This window comes from Bradyrhizobium sp. 191 (assembly GCF_023100985.1).
Taxonomy (GTDB): Bacteria; Pseudomonadota; Alphaproteobacteria; order Rhizobiales; family Xanthobacteraceae; genus Bradyrhizobium; species Bradyrhizobium diversitatis.
The window spans coordinates 3,416,833-3,435,097 of the sequence record NZ_CP064692.1; the positions used below are offsets into that span (position 1 = coordinate 3,416,833).

Sequence of the window (18,265 nt, forward strand, 5' to 3'; positions counted from 1 at the left end):
CTGACTGCGTCCATGGGGATCCGGACGTTCCAATGCTCATCGGTTCATGATCGCGGTCACACATTTCAGAGAGCTGATCGACGATGTATGGATCGGCTTTGGTGCTGTGCTCCAGGCCTTTGCCGGCCTGCGCGGCGCAGAGATGTCGCGCGTCGATGCTCGCCAGCCGACAGGTTGTCGACGAGCTGCGCCCATGGATGATGGGAGACCGACCCGGGGGATTGAGTAGCGCGCAGGTTGCATCGTTCGAGAGAACCCAGCGTGCCAGCGTCAAGCGGTTTGCCTCGTACATGCAGTTCCGCAGAGCCTCAAAATACGGCGGTGGGGTGCCGGTTGATCGAGCCAGGCCAAGCGATAGCTGAGCAGATTTGGGCCGCACGTCCTCAATATCGTGAGAACGAAGCGAAGCTATGCAGAATGCCGCAACCGAAACTGTCCTAGCTCATCAACTGCTTGCGCCGGCAGCCGACTGCAGTTCGCCTCAATGGATCGAGCGCGCTCGTCTTGCGAGATCCGACCGATCCAACCGAAGATCGGCCAGTTGGCCCATGCGAGCTCGCGGCCGACTCGGCAACTGCCGGCTTCACGCCAGTAGAACAGGTCGGATCTGGGCGTTCCCTACCAGATTGTGTCGGACAACTGACTTGTCGATCTCGTCGGAGAAGCGAAATCAACCAGGTGGTGTGTGGGTCTGACAGTTTGTTGGGCACACCCGGGCGCAGGCGCTGCAACCGATGCAAGCGCCTTCGTCCTTCAGCACCATGACCTTCTTTTCGACCTCATCGTCGTCCTCGTCGAGATCGATGATCTCGCCACCCTCGCTTAGCCCCTTCAGCGTCATGACCTCACGGCCGCAGATCTTGTAGCAGCGGCCGCAGCCGATGCACTTCTTGGGATCGATAGAAACCAGGTAGTCCGGCCTCCAATTGCGACCGTCGCGGGTCGTGAATGACATGGCTAACCGTCCGTTATGCTTTGTCCAGCCCCTGAAGATATTGGCGCTTGCTTTCGAGTTCGCTGAAGGCAGCGTGGGCCTTCTGGGCCACGCTCAGGATCGACGACCAGTTGACCGGCAGCTCCTCGGAGAGGTCGTGGAGGTCCATCTTGGCCTGGGTCGCCTTGGCCGACAGCTTCTTTATTTCCGCTTTCAGGGTTTCAATATCGCTCACACTTGCCTCAATAACTCGCCGCTTCCGGGAACTTACGGATCATCTCAACGCCACTGTTGACGAATTTGTCGCCTTGATTGGCGAGATCAGAGAGATGATCGAAACCAAAGCGATGCACGTCGCGCAGCTGCTTGCTCACGACAACGAGCCGGCCGCCGATCAGTACGATCCGACCGAACCCTTCGTGATGCATCTTCAGCATTGGCGAGATCATCACACCGGTCGCCTTCTCGATCGAGAGCGCAACGGCGTCGAAGAACAGCTCCAGCCGCCGTGTCGTGTCCGGGTCGGGATTGCCGACGATCGGCAGCGCACGGCGCTTGCCCTTGTCGAGAACGTAGGGTTCGAGCAGCTCGAGATCCTTCTTGCCCTCCCAGGCGCCGTGGGTGTCCTGGGCGCGCCAGATCTTGATGAGCTCTTTCAGAAATGGCCCCTCCGCCGCGGCGGCGGCTGGAGTGACTTGAGACGGATCTGCCATCTTTGTTCCTTCAGGCTTCGAAATCCACCGTACGTTCCGCGCTTTTGGTGAGCAGCTTCCGCAGCCAGGGCGGCGGCGACCCCTTCAGCACGGTTTCGAGTTTGACGCAAAGGTCGTCGATGGGCTCTGGCTGCAGCACCTTCATCGGATGGACGTTGCGCGCGACGACTCGCGCAGCGCCCGAGCCGCCAATCGCCGCAACATAGAGGATTGCGCAGTCCCTGATCGCCTCGATCTTCGGCGCGAGCTTATCCTCATTGCCGTCTTCGGTGAGGTCACCGTCGAACTGGATCGCCTCAATAAACCGATGCCCGTCCGGGCCGACCTCGTAGATCGCGATGTTCTTGGCCCAGCCGAAGTGGGCATCGACGTGCTTCAAGTCCTGAGTGGCGAATGCAACTTTCATCCGGGTTGTTTTCTCTCCCTGCTCAATGCACCTGGGGCGGATGGACCTGCGGGCCGCCGCAGGTTGATCGCCAGGTGTCGGGCGTCGGCCCATGGTTGGTTTCGCGGTCGGTGATGATCAGATTGGCGATGTCAAAGATCAGATCGCGCGTGCCGCGATAGCCAGCGGTCGTGAGGTGCGCAGCGCCAAGGCGATCGAACATCGGAAAGCCTACCCGGAAGAACGGAACATTAAGTCGCAAAGCGGCCTGGCGACCATGTGAATGCGACATCAAGAGGTCGCAATCACGCGACCTGGCAAGCTCTTCAAGATCCTCCAGATCGCCGATCAGGACGTCCTCGGTCCTGACCCGCTGGAGCACCGGTGAGTTCGTCGTCGTCACCGCAGCACTTACCTGTGCCCCCATCTCGTGGAGCAAGCTGGAGAGATCGAATAACAAGTCCGGCTCGGCGCCGATCGCGAGCTTGCGACCGCCGATATGGAAATGTGCGTCCAGCATGGCGTCTGCCAGCTGTCCACGCTGCCGGCGATATTTCCAGGGCACCGACCGGCCGCTGATCTGGCTCAGGAAAGCGATGAACTCGTCGTTTGGGATAAGGCCACAGAGCCGGTCGAACAGACGGAACGGCGTGCCTGTCCGCACCTGCATGGCCTCGGCCGCACGGCGCATTTGCGCGCCGATCGCGACCGTCCAGGCCACCTGCCCCATGGTCGCAATCTCGTCCACTCCAATGCCTCCGATCGTGGTCGGCGTGAATTCGTCGGGAATGTGACCGTCCAGCGAGCCGGCAAGATCCGGCAGGAAGGAGGGCTTGAGCCCAAAATCCTCAAAAATCGTGCGAAGCTCGTCGAGATCGCCGGGCGTGAGGTGGCAACCAGGTAGCACGTTAACGCGGGAGATATCGCGCGGTCTAGCTGCGTCAACGGGAGCCACAAGCACCTCGATCATCCGCGCCACTGTCTTGCCCCAGCCATCCTGAAAGGCATCCTTGAAATCCGGGGTCGAGACGTAGACAAGGGGGAGCTTTTCGAGCTTCGGATGCTTCTGTCGGATCAACCGGATGAAGGCTTCGACGTCATCGCCGTTGGTCTCGGTGACGCCAGTCGAATTGATGCCAATGATCTCGGGCTCGACGCGGTTGTAGAGGTTGAGGATCGCCTGTTCGAGATTCTCGTGGCCACCGAGCACGGTGGCAACCTCGCTCATGGCGGTCGTCTGCATCGGCACGGCTTCGTTGAAATGGCGTACGAACAGCGTCAGCCCGAAGGACGTGCAACCTTGCGGGCCGTGCAAAAGCGGCATCGCGCCGCGCAGGCCCAGGAAGGCAAATGAGCCGCCGATCGGCTGGCTCATTTTGAGCGGATTGACCGAACAGGCTTTATTCGAGGTAGTGACGATCGCCATGTCGTCCCTCTACTCCGCCGCCTGCAGCGCCGGGGGCTGCAGATCGGAACGAATGTCCTTACAAGCAACGCACCGTGCGGTGGAATTGGTGCACGGCCTGGCGGGCTTGGCGAGATTCGGGCCATGCGCCGCAATCGCGCTCTCGCCACCGCTGGCCTCACTTTCATTGCAGGAACTTATCGTATTGACGCCGTTCTTGCTCGCGTCCCGAACTGGATCAGCGGCTTGCGCATACATCTGCGCAACCGTCGTTGCCTGACGCTTCCGGTCGAACTCATCCCATGGCGCGGGTTGGCGGAGCTGATCCCATATCGGATTGTAGAGCGCTTTCTCGATCTCCTCCATGAGCTTGACAATCCCGATATAGCCCATGTAGGCGTGGCAGCGCTCCTGGTTGATATCGAGCCACGGCATCCCCGCCTTTAGTGCGACGAATTGCGACTTGCCGCCAGAGAGCATGATGTCGGCTTTTGCGTCCTTGAGCATCTTGTAGATCTCGCGAGGCGACATGTCCTCGATCATGTGGGCGTCCTGGCCCATTAATTCCTTGATACGTTCCTTGTCCTTCTTGGTCGATTTCTTCACGGACGTGCCGACGATCTCGAGCCCGGCCTCTTGCAAAGCGGCCACGATCGACCAGGATTTCACGCCACCGGTGATGAGAACAACCCTCTTGGCGGCAAAGCGTGGCTTGAAACGTTCAATCGCAGCCCAGGCTTTGGTCTCTTCGCGTGCGATCAGGGCTTGCGTGCGTTCCATCAGCTCAGCCGGCGCGCCGCGTTCGATCAGCATGCGCGCGATCTGGCGCAGTGAATCGCTGGAATCCTCAATACCGTAGAACGAGCCTTCAAAAAACGGGATGCCGTAGCGCTGCCTCATCTTGCGTGCGACGTTGATCATTGCCTTTGAGCAGACCATCATCGCGGCTTTGGCTCGGTGCGAATAAGCGACCTCGCGATACTTGCCGTCCCCCGAGATGCACGACAGGATCCGGATTCCGAGCTCATCGAGCAGCGGCTTGACCTGCCAGAGCTCGCCGGACAGGTTGTATTCGCCGATGATGTTGATGTCATACGCAGTGGTGTAATCGGGCTCTCCGGTACCGATGACGTGCTCCAGCAGTGCTTCGCCCGCGAGCTTGTTGCCAAGGTTCTTCGACCCCACAAATCCCGGTGCATTGATGGGAATGACCGGTTTGCCAAATTTGGCGGAGGCCGCCTTGCAGACCATATCGATGTCGTCACCGATCATTGCGGGCACGCATGTCTGGTAGACGAAGATGGCCTGCGGGTCGTATTTCTCTGTGATCTCCTTGACTGCCCTGTACAACCGCTTCTCGCCGCCGAACACGATGTCGGTCTCGCTCATGTCTGTGGTGAAGCTTCTGCGCCACAGATCGGAGCCGGAGGAGGCGGAACCGCGATTGTCCCAGGAATTGCCCTCACAGGCGATTGGGCCATGCACAAGATGGGCGACATCGGTGAAGGGCTGCAGTGCGACTTTGGCGCCATCGAAGGCACACCCACCGGCGACGCCGCCCGGCTTCAGCTGCTTGGTGCATCCATTCTTGCGCTCGACGTTCGACTTGCTTGCGTTCCTGGCGCAGCCCGGTTCGTTAAAGACGTCCTGTATGGTCGTGGGAAGCGAAGTCATGGTGTCTCTTTCGGGGATGTCAAGACACCGCACAGACCAAGAGGATGGCCGGCGGATAACCTGTGATCCCCGCCACAGCGCCGCTGTTCCTGCGGACGATGAGGCGGGGCGCTCGCCTTAGCGTATGATGTCGAAGCTGTAGTCTGTCTTGCCAACCGAGCTGGTTTTTCTATCGATCTCATCAAAGATCTTGTCGAGAATCTTGACCAGAACATTCATGCTACCCTGATAGCCCCACACTGGATAACGATGGTGATGATGGCGATCGAAGATGGGAAACCCGATGCGGATTAGCGGCGTTCCAGTGTCACGCTCGAGATACTTGCCGTAGGTGTTACCGATCAGGAAATCAACCGGTTCTGTGAACAGGAGAGAACGCATGTGCCAGAGGTCCTTGCCGGGGTAGGCGCGGCAGTTTTTACCAAACGGCGAGCTCGAGAACAGCGCCTGCATCTTCTGCTCCCAGGTCTTACTCCCGTTGGTCGAGAGCACGTGGGTCGGCTCAGCGCCGAGCTCCAGCAAGAATGCGGCCAGGCCATAGCAGAGGTCGGGATCGCCGTAGATCGCGAACTTCTTGCCGTGAACATGCGCGCTAGAGTCAGCCATTGCGTCTACCAGACGCCCGCGCTCCCGCTCCAGCGCATTTGGAATTGCCTTGTTGGTGATACGCGACAGCGTCATCAGGAAATCGTCCGTGGCGCTGACGCCCAGCGGGTGATTGAAGGCGACGACCTCCTGGTCGTGCCCCTTGATGAAGGGCAACGTCTTCTCCGTACAATATTGCTGCATGGAAATGGTTGCCTTCGCATGGACTGCGTTCGCGGCATCCTCTAGTGTGGTGCCGCCATCATACATGCGGAACTCGCCGTCGGTGGGGGTATCGAACACATCACTGTTATCCGCGAGGATCGTGTAGCCGACCCCCATCAAGTCGAAGATGCGCTTTATCTCACGGATGTTTCCGACAGTGTAGCCGTCGAAGCCACCGATGAAGTTGATCGAGTTGTTCGCTTTGCGCTGGAGTTTTGGCGCCGTGCCGGCTTTGCCATCCCAGAAATGCTCGAGGATGCCCTTGAGCGTGTTGTCGTAGCCCGTAACGTGGCTACCGACGAATGCAGGGGTGTGAGCGAATGGTACGTCGTAGTCCGCGGGGACTGAACCTTTTTCCTTTGATGTTTTGATGAAGGCGTTGAGGTCGTCGCCAATGACTTCCGCCATGCAGGTCGTGGCGACCGCGATCATCTTCGGCTTGTACATGTTGTAGCTGTTGGCAAGCCCGTCGGTCAGGTTGTTGAGCCCCCCGAACACAGCCGCGTCTTCCGTCATGGACGAGGAGACGCACGAGGTCGGCTCCTTGAAGTGCCGTGACAAATGGCTGCGGTAATACGCGACGCAACCCTGGGAGCCGTGGACGAACGGCAGTGTGCGCTCGAACCCGACCGCGGCGAACACCGCACCTAGCGGCTGGCAAGCCTTCGCCGGATTGACGGTTAGCGCCTCGCGGGCGAAGTTCTTCTCGCGGTATTCGGGCGTCTTGGACCATTCTCTGATACGGTCGACTTCGGCGGGATCGTGCGGATTCTCAAATAGCGCCTTCTTATTGGCCAGCATCTGCTGGTAGTCGTCTCCCCGGAAAAGCTCAGAGTGGTCGAGTATGTGTTCTGCGTTCTGTGTCATCATGGCACTCTTCAGATTTCTTGTGTTCGTTCTCCTGCCCTTCCCCTCCTCTGCGGAAGAAAGGGCGGGCTTCCTATTCCGCCGCCATGAGGCTCGGCCGCGGAGTGTCCTTCCAAGGTGCGGTGGTCTTCCCCCAAATCGGGGAGTTGATCGCCATGTCCATGTCTCGGGCGAAGATCGCGAAGCCGTCATAGCCGTGGTAAGGACCCGAGTAGTCCCAGGAATGCATCTGACGGAACGGCACGCCCATTTTCTGGAAGACGTATTTTTCCTTGATACCGGAGCCGACGAGGTCTGGCCGGATCTTTTCTACGAAGCGCTCGAATTCGTAGCCGGTGACATCGTCGTAGATCAGCGTGCCGTCCTTGACGTAGTGCTGGGCGGTGCGCTGATAGTCGTCGTTGTGACCGAACTCGTAGCCTGTGCCGACAACATCCATGCCAAGGTCCTCATAGGCGCCGATGACGTGGCGAGGACGTAGGCCGCCGACGAACAGCATTACGGTCTTGCCATCGAGCCGCGGCCGGTATTTCGCGGTAACCGCATCGACAAGCGGCTGATATTTCGCAATGACGCGCTCGGCGCCTTCCTTGATCTTATCATCGAAGAAGCTTGCAATTTTGCGCAGCGACTCCGCGATTTTGGAAGGCCCGAAGAAGTTGTACTCGCACCAGGGAATCCCGAATTTTTCCTCCATGTGCCGTGAGATGTAGTTCATCGAGCGATAGCAATGCAATATGTTGAGCTTCGCCTTCGGCGTCGCCTCCAATTCAGCGAGAGATCCATCCCCGGACCACTGGGCGATGACGCGCAGGCCCATTTCTTCGAGCAGGATCCGTGACGACCAGGCGTCGCCGCCGATGTTGTAGTCGCCGATGATGGCAACATCATATGGCGTCGGCTCAAATTTAGAGCTGACCTCTGGGGCACTCTTGTCGAAGATCCAATCTCGAACGGCGTCGTTCGCGATGTGATGGCCGAGCGATTGTGACACGCCACGAAAACCCTCGCACCGCACAGGCACGATGGTTTTGCCGCCATATTCCTTTGACTTTTCTCTGGAGACCGCCTCGATATCGTCGCCGATCAAACCGATCGGACATTCGGACTGAATGGTGATGCCCCTGTTGAGAGGAAATAGCACCTGGAGCTCGTCGATGAGTTTGGTGACCTTTTTATCGCCGCCGAAGACGATATCCTTTTCCTGGAAATCGGAAGTGAACTGCAGTGTCACGAACGTGTCGATGCCGGTCGTGCCGACGTAGTAGTTGCGCCGCGAGCCCCATGAGTACTGACCACAGCCGACCGGACCGTGGCTAATGTGGATCATGTCCTTTATCGGCCCCCAGACCACGCCCTTGGAGCCCGCGTAGGCGCAGCCACGGATGGTCATCACGCCCGGAATGGACTTGATATTCGACTTGACGCCACAATCCGACTTCCCCGCCTCGTGAACACTCAGATGCTTGGCGCGCCTTTTGGCGGTCTTCTCTGGGTAGACCTTCAACACCTCATCGATTAGCTGCTTGTTGCGCGCCTTGATCTCTGCGACGCTTTCGGTAGTTGCTCGGCTCATACAAAATTCCTTTCCATTGTCGTCTCAAATCAAGAAGCGGCGCTTTTCGGTGGACCGACGGATTTCCGATCCGGCGTTCAGGTGTAAAGCGTGCAATCTCCCTGGCCGGTCCTACCGGTCGCAACTTCGCGAGCTTCTGGATCATGCCGCAGCGGTCGATCAGGATGTTGCAGCTCATCTCGGCTGAGCGCTTGCGAGCGCCGTGTGTGAGCTGTTGATTTGTCGACGAAATCGCTGACCAAGACGCGTCTCGCGTGATGTCATGCCTGCCCTCCAGCGATTGGTCATATCGGCTTCTTTACTCGCTCGCGTGCCATCAGGGGGCGGCCTGCCCCTCTGCATGTCGATGCAAAGGGCTAACAGCCGCCTGTTGCGCAGGGGTTTGCAACGAGTGTGCCAGCGCTGGTTGAATACAAAAACCCACGTCTGTAGAGCTAGATAGCTGGCAGGATGCGGATTGTTATAAACCTGACCCTGCGTGGCACCGACAGGCGTACCCGCTAACGTCCTGTCTGAAACAAAACAATCACTTGCGCCCTCCGCCAGCGAGATGGCTAGAGTCTTCCCGCGCGCCGACGTCACTCCGGTGCGCAGCTTTGCTCGGCGCACCAATCCAGCGATCGCAAACACCATCGGTTCGAGAGATTTCAGCGCACGTAGATGCGCCCATGGTGTTTGCGATCGATCCTGAGCAAGTGATGATTGAGCGCTGCAGCACCTCTTCCGGATGACTAAGAGAACTCAGTTGTCAGCAGAACGCATTGTTACACTTACGCCCGATCTTTCGCTTCGCTCGTCATTCCAGTTGATCTCGTGGAGACGTACTCTAATGTGGCGACACCCGATCCCGTGGAGAGCATGTGGACCTGATCGATTCTCAACCTGCGATAGCCTAAAAGGCGTAAGCTCGTGGCCCTTCGTCGTGCGGGGTAACGGGTTGGCGTTCTACAATGGCCCCGTCCTTCTCATTCGGCAGTCCAGTTGCAGCTCGCTTCAGCATCTCGGTTAGACACGCAACGACGCAATTCCGCGCTTCGATCGGGCGCGCGTCGACTTTTTTCTATCGCCGCTTGCGGGAGCGTGACAGGGTGAGCCGAAGCCGGCACGCGGCACCGAGTGCAGCGACAGCGAGGCCGGCCTGCTCATGGGCGCGAGGCCTTCCTCCCGTTAAAGACGCACACCGCTAGAGCGGCTCGATCAGCGCGGGCTGCCCTCAATTTCGCGTTGAGCGTCATCGTCTGTCGATGAAGCTTCGCATATTTCTCGGTTCGGCAAATAATGCCCGTTGGATAGCTCACTCTAGTCTACTTCCCGGCGCAAAATTGATGCTTTCCAGCCTTTGGTCAACGGCATGGGCCAAAGCAACCCCGCCGGGGTGGACGGCGGGGGTCTGGAGCGAGCAATGATGGGTGCGAGGTCTACGGAGCGGCTCGGCTGCTCATCGTCCGGCCGATGTTGACGAGGTTGTCAGAGATCACGCCGAGGGCGACCCAGCGCTGCATTCCGGCGTCACCCTTGTATCGGCGTCGATTGAGACCGTTTCGCCGCTTGACCACGCTGATGCGTTCTTCACATCCCGTGCGCCATTTCTGGCCATCGCGGAACCAGCGCTTCTTCCGTTCGCGCTTGCGCTCAGGGCTTTTGCTCGGTCGATTGGGAATGCATACCCACGTGACCCCCAATGCTCTCGCAGCGGCCTCGTTCCTGGCAGAGTAGAACCAGGCGTCAGTCGCCACCAGCCCCGGCACGCCCCCTGGTGGGTTGCGGTGGCCGAGATCAACAGATCGCCATTGGGGTCGGACATAGACTTAGTCGACAATCTTGCAGTTTGATCATTTTGCCGAACTCGTTGGGCTTGCCGGCTTTGTCCTTACGGATGATCTCGGTCGACGTCTCGAACACGCTGAGAACCTTATCTTCCACATGAGTGTCGGCGTGGAAGATGCGCGCGTCCGGGTTTGACGCATCACCCGCAGCACCAGCGGCAACATCCTATCGAGCTCCTCGCAGAGCCACTCCAGTGCGATCTGCTGCAGAATGTCCGTGGCCTTCTTCACTCCTTGGATATTTTTGCGCTTGCGGAAATAAAGCGTAAGACACGAGTCACTTCCAAAAAAGAGATTCTGGCCAATCTGTGAACTCCAATTCGAAGCTACGTAGGCCAGTAAGTTTGGTGGTGAATTTAAGGGTCTTCCCTGAAAGGGCTGCCAATGAGCCAGATGCGAACTTGAATACTGTCGTGCCGGAAGTTGCGACCGCAATGCCTTGCTCGCCTTCCATGCTAGAGAAGCCGGTCGCCTCGGAGAGTTGCCCAATTGCAACTCCCTCCAGCGCGCGGTGAAATTCCAGGGACGCTAAGTACGTTTCTTTATCTGCAGCCCACTCGCTGACCGACACTGCTGTAATCCCCGCGTCACTCAAGAGACCATCCGCGATCCGGCAGCCATATTGAACCGTGAGAATGACCCGCTCGTTCCGAACTCCGACCGGCTCTCTATCGGCGGCAGTGATCGTGCACGCGTACCGCCTTGTGTCCGCAACCGCGCTCGCGCTTAGCCCGAGCAACTCGAGAGCGGAACATAATGCAAAAGCGATAACGGCTCTTCTCATTCGGCTACACCTAGTCTGGAGTATCGTTCGCCTGCTCTGTACAATCTGACGCTACGGCCGATTCAAGCTTCTTCGATCGCTCTGTCGGATGAAAGCTACTCATGGTGACCGCGGTTTCGCAGAAACGGCGCAATCGGTGTCCCCCCAGCGGTGGTCCTGGATGGGCGGCCCGAACGGTTTCATTATCGGCGCTCACGGTGCGCCGCGGGCCAGCACATCGGTGAACCAAGGCTGAGAACCGACGCATTTCAGCTCGGCGGCGGCCATGACGGGCGCGGCGGCCCGCAGCGACGGAGCCTAGGTTCCTGACGCAGGCGCATGCGTTCTATGAGCGGACGCCATTTTGCGCGTCAATGACCCGCGGCACAGGTCCCGAATTTTGCTTCACAGTGTCAATGTAAAAGGAAACGTGGTCGCTAGGAGCCGTTCAAAGGCAGATTGCCGCTCAAGCAGGCGATCTTCGAGAACCTTACGCTCGAGATCACTTAGCTCGCTTTTAAGCCTTCTTCGACAGCGCCAAATGTCATTCCGCACGTATCTGATCTCATTCAATCGATCGTCAATCGAAGCCATTACGGACACCATATCTAACTTGAACCAGCCATGGACAACTGGTCAATCACGTCCTTCCCTCGGTAAGACGCCGATGAGATCTCACGACCTGTCCATCTGCGGACATGATGTAACGATCTCCTCCCAGCATGTCCTCTTGTACCGAAGTCTTTGAACGCGAGAGCACGAAGTGACCATTGCTTCTGCAGAAGTTCAGCGATTTTTGCCATCAGCGCGCAGGATTTCAAAAGCTGCCACTCGGCCGTGAGTGGATCGAAATGGTTATCTTATCCCAACCCACACGCGGCCCGATCAGGTGTCAGGCCGGCACTTAAGCTGGTGTCGAATGGGAGTATCCGAGTAAATCGGACGGTCGTACCGTCAAACTCTGGGTAACAGATTTGAGATCGGCAATTGCCATGCCAGCGAACCCCAGGTGGGATTCAAGACAAGCCATGTTCAGGCTTCGCGGCTCGTCTGTTACAAACGAGCGGGATTTCGGCGGCGGCGCGCAAAGAGCCGGCCCGGATATGAGGTCGGAGAGCCTTCAGTCGGCAGGGCGATACGAAATCGTGAGCGATGCGCACCGCCGGGCGCCTCGGCTCAGTGTCTCGCCGTAGGCCAGCGTAGATCTTTTTACCGCCGTCCCACGTGTGGCCGGCAAGCTGGCAATTGGATCTCATCACAAAACTTTCTGTGCGATGATGTCTAGCTGGGACTGGCGCATGTCGCATCTGTGACACTGTATGACTGTATGTATTCATCAAACCAAGACATCCGACGTTGTTCGGTAGCCCGGACTCGTTCTGTAACTAAATCAGCAGCTTGCATGTCAGATGGAACTGGCATGGGGGTTGCTATTGTCCAGCCGCACCGTGAGCGCTGAGCGCGACCAGCGGTGCAACACGGATACGATCAACTTCGCTGGAGCGTATTGGCCACCCAATCGCTTAATGGAGAACCGATGCGGCCACCGGACAGATTATCCTTTTTCGGCACGCTTGTTGTTGTCAGATCGGCCATCATTCCGAAGGTTGAGGCGCTAGTCTGATCTACCAACGTCGTGATCTGAGCTCAAAGCGAACTCGCGAATCAAATAAGGGCTTAAAGCCTCGTGGGCGAACGCCGGCAGCGAGCACCTCGAAATCGAACATTTGATGCAGCCTCGCTTCACAGGATCCGGTGCATGCTGCGCCGGCCCGTTGAGGGAACAGAGTGTGGCATCGCTTTCGACTGTTTCCTTGATATCAATCAGAACTGATGAGGCGGGTGTATGAACAAATCGATCCGGGAGCTTCGGCTTGTGGCTGAAGCATCTGTTTTGGCGATTGGGCTGCTGATGTCGTCAGGAGCTAGCGCGGACGATGATCTGATGAGAACCGCCAGGCAGATCTTCCATCCGATTCCCTCAGTCATTCCTGCGGTAAAGGACAATCCAGTCACGCATGAAAAGGTCGAGCTTGGCAAGATTCTGTTCTTCGATCCGCGGCTATCGGCAAGCGAGATCATTAGCTGCAATACGTGCCACAATCTCGGCAGCGGCGGAGTCGATGCCGGTCCGACCTCAGTCGGTCACGGCTGGAAGGTCGGCCTACGTCGGGCCCCAACCGTCTACAACGCGGTGTTCAATGCGGCGCAATTCTGGGACGGACGCGCCGCGGACCTCAAGGCGCAAGCAACTGGCCCTGTGCAGGCGAGTGCCGAAATGAATGCGACTCCGGATCATGTGCTCGACACCTTGAACTCAATGGCCAGCTATGTCGTCTTGTTCAAAAATGCTTTCCCGAACGAAGCGAGACCGGTCAGCTTTGAAAACTTTGCGAAGGCAATCGAGGCTTTTGAAGCGACTCTCATCACACCTGCGGCCCCGTTCGATCAGTATTTGGAGGGCAATACACATGCTCTCGATGATCAGCAGAAGTCAGGGTTGGCGCTGTTTATGGAGAAGGGATGCTCCTCTTGCCACAATGGAATCAATGTCGGTGGACAGGCCTACTTCCAGTTCGGCGTGATGAAGAAGCCGGACGCAACCCTGCTTCCGCGAGCCGATAAGGGCCGATTCGCGGTCACCAAGGCGGTCGGCGACGAATATGTCTTCCGCGCGGCGCCGTTGCGGAACGTTGCTTTGCGAGCCCCTTACTTCCATTCGGGCCAGGTTTGGAGCCTGAAGCAAGCTGTTGCCCTGATGAGTGAAATCCAGCTCGGCGCCAAGCTTAGCGATGGGGAAGAAAACGACATTGTCGCGTTTCTGAATTCGCTTACCGGGCGGCTACCTAAGATCGAGTATCCGATACTACCCACCCGTACGAACACGACGCCAAAGCCTTCAATAGACAGATAGGATTAACAGCACCGGCCTCATGTCTTGCCGAATAATAACATGTAAATCGGCGCCGAACCAAGCCGCTTGAACGAGTGCTGCCAATTGCTTGTAGCAAATAAGAGATTTGGTGGTTGGGTGGGGTCCCAGTCGGCGCCGATCGTGACCCCACCGCGACCAGCCTTTCTCAGTCATCTTCAGAACGTTATCGCCGCCGCTTGCTGTGGCATGACCCCCGCGCCGAATTACAACAGCGATGGCGTTGTGAAGTCGTGCTTCGCGTATGGGTCTTTCGGCAGTCCTTCGAAGCAGGGACTCATGGGGTCGTTTTGGACCAAAACGTAGGAAACGCGGCCGTTGAGGGTCAGCGAGTCGGTCTGTGCCAGGTCGTCGTGGGTGAAGCTGACGGACGCGCCCTTGGCCTTAGCTCGCGGAACGAATCCGGTCACGAAGGTTGAATCCCGGAACTGGTAGGTGTCCAGCCGATCTCTTCTGATGAAAAGACGTTGCTGGTTCTCGCATCCACCCTTGGGCGGCTTCACTTCGACCGGCAGGGCCGGAGGAGGCCTCGAGGAGGCGACTTTGTCGATCTCGGCGACCTTGCGGTTTTTGAAGAACAGCACGTCGTTGGCCACCGAGTTCGACCGTTCAGCGAAGCTCTTTGCGCTCTCGGATCGAAGCTTTTCGGCCTCGCCAGCATCAAGTCGACCGTTGAAATTTAGATCGTACTTGGCGAGCACGGGATCTTGCGCATGCAGCCGCCAGGCCAAAGCCTCGGCTTCGTCCAGGACGCCATCTCCGTTCCGATCGTATGGCTTGGCGGAGAGGGTTTCGCCTGCGTGCGCAGCGGTTGACAGGCAGTACAGCGCGAAGACCGTCGAGACGGAAACGGCTCTCATGGTCATCCTCCTTCAGGTCACGCGCCAACCGAAGTGCCGGTACGTCAGAACGGCCGAATCGATGAGGTTTCCAAACGTCCGGATGTCGCGGATTCCGATCGCATTGGGCGCCTCGGACGGCCATGGGAATTGCACGCCGTGAAACAGTGCGCTGCGCCATGCCGGTATGTAGGTTGAGCTGATCTTGTTGATGTTAACCCAGAGGACCTGTCTCCCTGTGGCCGGATCCATAGGAAGAACGCTTCGATCGCCGTGTTGGGGTCGATGGAATGTCCCCGTCCCGGATCGTGACTGTGATCGAAATACCATTCGAGACGGTGGTAGATTTCGTCGCGCGTGATCGACCCTCCGCCGACCGCCTCCAGTACGAGACGAGGCTTTCGTGCGCGCTTCGCTACCTTCTTCGGCTTCGCCGCCTTCTTTGCCGGCTTGTTCTTCGCTGTCTTCGCCATATCCCCTCCGCCGTCGACGCGCGCGTTGCGAGCAAAGGCGCAAAGCTCTCCGGAGGGTACTAGGGAATGTCCCGGGTTTGCCGGTCGCGGCGAACGCGCAATGCGCCCTACGCACTGGTTTCTTCGAAAATGTGACGGACGTCTTAGGGACTCCCCCAGTAGCAGTGCCCTGCCCCCTCTGATGGAGTGTTGCGGACATCGGAGAGAACATCGCATGATCGAAGCGTTTTCAGTGGCGACGGCGCACCACTTCCAAGATGCGCTGGCGTCGCAGGCCAAGCTCAGATTCGAGGTGTTCGTCCGACGAAGAGGGCTGGACCATTCGTCGTGGGACGGGCTGGAGTTCGACGAATTCGACACGCCTGCTGCTACTTATCTCGTCTGGCGCGACAACGAGCGCGTCGTCAGGGGAAGCGCGCGCCTCTTGCGCACGACTACGCCCTACATGCTTCGGAGTTATTGGCCGCATCTCGTCGAAGACGGCGTTTTGCCGGCGTCTGTCGGAATTTTCGAAGTGACGCGCGTCTGCGTCGACAAGACGGTGGAACCACGGGTGCGCGCGACGATATTTCCTGAGCTGCTCTGTGCCATCCAGGAATTCATATTGCAGAACGGAGGCAGCGGCATGATTGGAGTGACGCGCGAGCATCTGCTTGCGCACTTCGTCAGATCGGGCATCCGTTGGCTCGGCGGTGCCCGCGAAATCGAGGGCGAAATGGAAAGGGCATTCTACGTTCCCGTGGACTACATCCGACCGGCGCTCCACTGCAGAAAGCTCGGTATAGGCCCGAAAGTTCTCGCGTCTGCCTCCGAACCGCTGTCGGCCAGGAGCGCGGCATGACCGATCGTGACACTGGATCGACTTTGGGTTCGACCGACGAGGAAGCGGCGGACCACATGGCGGACGCCTTGACGTATTTGGGGCGCGTAGCCGCGGACGCGGGATATCATGCGGTGGCAGCCGACATCCTTGCGGTGCGCGACAAGCTCGCTCTGATCGCGCTTGGCGAAAAGGCACAACGGAAGAGGGCAAACGCATGAAAGTTCGCGACACATCGGCCGGACCGATCGATCACACCGCGTTCTTCGCCGAGCACGAATCCGAAGTGCGATCTTATTGCCGTCGCCTGCCATCGCTCCTGACGACGGCGAAGGGCGCTTCCGTGTTCGATGTTCAGGGACGGCAGTATGTCGATTTGCTCTCCGCCTGCGGAGCGCTGAACTACGGGCACAACCATCCGATCCTCAAGGCGGCCGCGATCGACTATCTGTTGTCGGACGGCATCGCCGCCGCGCTCGATCTACACACGGACGCAAAGTTCCGCTTCATCTCCGAATTCGAAAAGCGCGTTTTGGTGCCGCGCGGGCTCCGCTACAAGATGCAATTTCCGGGGCCTACGGGCACGAACTGCGTGGAAGCCGCGATCAAGCTGGCCCGGAAGGCAACTGGCCGGAACGTCGTGGTCGCGTTCACGAATGCCTTCCACGGGGTTTCGTCCGGTGCGCTGTCCGCGACGGCTTCCGCAGCGTCACGACGATCAGCCAGGGGTCTTCTCCATGGCGTGGTGCGCCTCCCGTACGACGGCTATCGGGGAGCGGATGTCCGCGACCTCGCCCGCTTCGAGGCCATGGCGCTCGATCCGTCCGGAGGCATCGACCCGGTGGCGGCCTTCATCGTCGAGACGGTTCAGGGGGAGGGAGGTCTGAACGTCGCCTCGGCGGAATGGTTATCGGCGCTTGCCGCGACGGCAGAGCGTCTGGGCGCCGTGCTGATCGTCGACGATATACAGGCCGGTTGCGGTCGGGCCGGCGGGTTCTTCAGCTTCGAGAGAGCCGGTCTGGTGCCGGACCTGGTATGCCTGGCGAAATCGATCGGCGGGTTCGGTTTTCCGATGTCGCTGCTTTTGATACGCCCGGAACTGGACGTCTGGTCGCCCGGCGAACACAACGGAACATTCAGAGGGAATTCGCTTGCGTTCGTCACGGCAGCCAAAGCCCTCCAGCTGTGGACGGAGGATTTCATCTCGAACGTCAATGCGAGCGCGCTGATGCTTCGGCAATGGTGCGACCGAATCGTCGGGGCGTTCCCGAAGCAATTGAAACACAAGGGCATCGGAATGATGCAGGGATTGGAGTTCGCTGTTCCGCAGAGGGCGGCGAAGGTCGCCGACCTCGCGGCGCGAAGCGGCATCATTATCGAGTGCTGCGGACCCCAAGACGAGGTTCTGAAGGTGATGGCGCCGCTGAACATCGATGCGGGGTTGTTCGCCTCCACGCTCGAGCGACTCGGCGAAATCGTCGAGTCGGTACTGCTTCGGTCTGGGGCCGTTTTGAAGCTACAACTGGATGAGGCCGTTCTTGATTCCCATGATCACTGCGGTGATTCGGTTACCGGCACCGAGCTTCCTCATCGCATTGCCGACGTGGAATTCGACGGTCTTCTGCGAAATGGATAGTATCTCGCCGATTTCCCAGTTCGTCTTCCCTTCCTTGCACCATTTGAGGCATTCGAGTTCCTGCGCCGTCAGCGTAACGCACGGAGCGTCGCGCCGGTCCGCGATCTCGCAGTACTTCAGCCAGTATTGCACGCAGAGCATGTAGATGTAGGCTGAGCGGTCGGGCATCAGGCTGCCGTGCTCGCGGAAGCTCAAACTGATGAGATCGGTCTCCCTGGCCGGTCCGCGCATCGGAATGGTAATTCCGGAATGAACGCCGAGTTCGCGGCATTTCTCGAAGAAATGGTGCTGATCGCGAGAGAAGCCCCCGCCCGAATGCGTATCCGACCAGCGGAACGGTCCCCGCGCGGTCTGCACGTGCTGCACCACCGGATCGATCCTGTCCCATTGCTCCGCCTTGTACGTATCGAGATAGCCAGGCGGAAACTGGCTCCACGGAATAGAGAGCAGACGGCCGTTGCGCGCGCGCGCGAACACCGCGTTTTCGTACCCGTCTGCGCCGGTCGCGGCGAGGAACATGTCCCTCAATATCGCTTCCGAACTGACATTCTGCGTTGCTTCGATGAAGTCCTCGACTGTTGCGACCATGGTGCCCCCCACCTTCAGTCAGTT

Annotated in this window: 15 protein-coding genes and 1 pseudogene; 4 read left to right on the top strand and 12 right to left on the bottom strand. The window is 58.7% G+C overall.

Annotation, left to right across the window (positions count from 1 at the left end; genetic code table 11):
• Window positions 1-670: 670 nt before the first annotated feature.
• The 10 genes and pseudogenes from fdxB to IVB23_RS15855 form a co-directional block, all read right to left on the bottom strand.
• Entirely contained in the window at window positions 671-955 is a 285-nt protein-coding gene (fdxB, locus tag IVB23_RS15810) for a ferredoxin III, nif-specific (RefSeq protein WP_247804160.1), read from the bottom strand.
• Window positions 956-968: 13 nt separating this feature from the next.
• Window positions 969-1,169, bottom strand: coding sequence for a CCE_0567 family metalloprotein (locus IVB23_RS15815; protein ID WP_247324226.1), 201 nt, complete (start codon window positions 1,167-1,169; stop codon window positions 969-971).
• Between the two features lie 7 nt (window positions 1,170-1,176).
• A complete protein-coding gene (locus IVB23_RS15820; RefSeq protein WP_247804161.1) occupies window positions 1,177-1,647 on the bottom strand; it encodes a NifX-associated nitrogen fixation protein in 471 nt (156 codons plus the stop codon).
• A gap of 10 nt (window positions 1,648-1,657) precedes the next feature.
• Window positions 1,658-2,053: a nitrogen fixation protein NifX gene (gene nifX, locus IVB23_RS15825; RefSeq protein WP_247804163.1), complete on the bottom strand. Its 396-nt coding sequence runs from the start codon at window positions 2,051-2,053 to the stop codon at window positions 1,658-1,660.
• Window positions 2,054-2,075: 22 nt separating this feature from the next.
• Window positions 2,076-3,458 carry a nitrogenase iron-molybdenum cofactor biosynthesis protein NifN gene (gene nifN / locus IVB23_RS15830; protein WP_247804165.1) on the bottom strand — a complete coding sequence of 461 codons (1,383 nt, stop codon included), beginning with the start codon at window positions 3,456-3,458 and terminating at the stop codon, window positions 2,076-2,078.
• Window positions 3,459-3,467: 9 nt separating this feature from the next.
• A complete protein-coding gene (nifE, locus tag IVB23_RS15835; protein WP_247804167.1) occupies window positions 3,468-5,111 on the bottom strand; it encodes a nitrogenase iron-molybdenum cofactor biosynthesis protein NifE in 1,644 nt (547 codons plus the stop codon).
• Between the two features lie 117 nt (window positions 5,112-5,228).
• Complete coding sequence (gene nifK / locus IVB23_RS15840; RefSeq protein ID WP_247804909.1) at window positions 5,229-6,788, bottom strand: nitrogenase molybdenum-iron protein subunit beta; 1,560 nt, start codon at window positions 6,786-6,788, stop codon at window positions 5,229-5,231.
• A 73-nt stretch (window positions 6,789-6,861) separates the two neighbouring features.
• Window positions 6,862-8,364 (bottom strand): nitrogenase molybdenum-iron protein alpha chain, encoded by a 1,503-nt coding sequence (nifD, locus tag IVB23_RS15845; protein WP_247804168.1) that lies wholly within the window; start codon window positions 8,362-8,364, stop codon window positions 6,862-6,864.
• A 1,418-nt stretch (window positions 8,365-9,782) separates the two neighbouring features.
• A pseudogene (locus IVB23_RS15850) lies at window positions 9,783-10,421 on the bottom strand (ISNCY family transposase); the annotation flags it as partial.
• A 46-nt stretch (window positions 10,422-10,467) separates the two neighbouring features.
• Window positions 10,468-10,785 (bottom strand): hypothetical protein, encoded by a 318-nt coding sequence (locus IVB23_RS15855; protein WP_247804169.1) that lies wholly within the window; start codon window positions 10,783-10,785, stop codon window positions 10,468-10,470.
• A gap of 2,014 nt (window positions 10,786-12,799) precedes the next feature.
• Between IVB23_RS15855 and IVB23_RS15860 the strand changes: the two genes are divergently transcribed.
• Complete coding sequence (locus IVB23_RS15860) at window positions 12,800-13,867, top strand: cytochrome-c peroxidase (RefSeq protein ID WP_276578601.1); 1,068 nt, start codon at window positions 12,800-12,802, stop codon at window positions 13,865-13,867.
• A 224-nt stretch (window positions 13,868-14,091) separates the two neighbouring features.
• On the opposite strand, the gene IVB23_RS15865 is transcribed toward IVB23_RS15860, so the two are convergent.
• Window positions 14,092-14,745, bottom strand: coding sequence for a hypothetical protein (locus IVB23_RS15865; protein ID WP_247804170.1), 654 nt, complete (start codon window positions 14,743-14,745; stop codon window positions 14,092-14,094).
• 666 nt (window positions 14,746-15,411) lie between these two features.
• Here IVB23_RS15865 and IVB23_RS15870 point away from each other — a divergent pair.
• Genes IVB23_RS15870 through IVB23_RS15880 form a run of 3 tightly spaced genes read left to right on the top strand, consistent with a single transcriptional unit; the run spans window position 15,412 to window position 17,653 of the window.
• Window positions 15,412-16,038: an acyl-homoserine-lactone synthase gene (locus tag IVB23_RS15870; protein ID WP_247380360.1), complete on the top strand. Its 627-nt coding sequence runs from the start codon at window positions 15,412-15,414 to the stop codon at window positions 16,036-16,038.
• Window positions 16,035-16,238: a hypothetical protein gene (locus IVB23_RS15875; RefSeq protein ID WP_247380358.1), complete on the top strand. Its 204-nt coding sequence runs from the start codon at window positions 16,035-16,037 to the stop codon at window positions 16,236-16,238. The genes IVB23_RS15870 and IVB23_RS15875 overlap by 4 nt, the downstream gene beginning before the upstream one ends.
• On the top strand, window positions 16,235-17,653 hold the full coding sequence (locus IVB23_RS15880; RefSeq protein ID WP_247804171.1) for a diaminobutyrate--2-oxoglutarate transaminase: 1,419 nt from the start codon (window positions 16,235-16,237) through the stop codon (window positions 17,651-17,653). Before IVB23_RS15875 ends, IVB23_RS15880 begins: the two co-directional genes overlap by 4 nt.
• Here IVB23_RS15880 and IVB23_RS15885 read toward each other — a convergent pair.
• Window positions 17,534-18,241, bottom strand: a complete 708-nt coding sequence (locus IVB23_RS15885; RefSeq protein WP_247804173.1) for a LuxR family transcriptional regulator — start codon at window positions 18,239-18,241, stop codon at window positions 17,534-17,536. The genes IVB23_RS15880 and IVB23_RS15885 overlap by 120 nt on opposite strands.
• Window positions 18,242-18,265 lie beyond the last annotated feature (24 nt).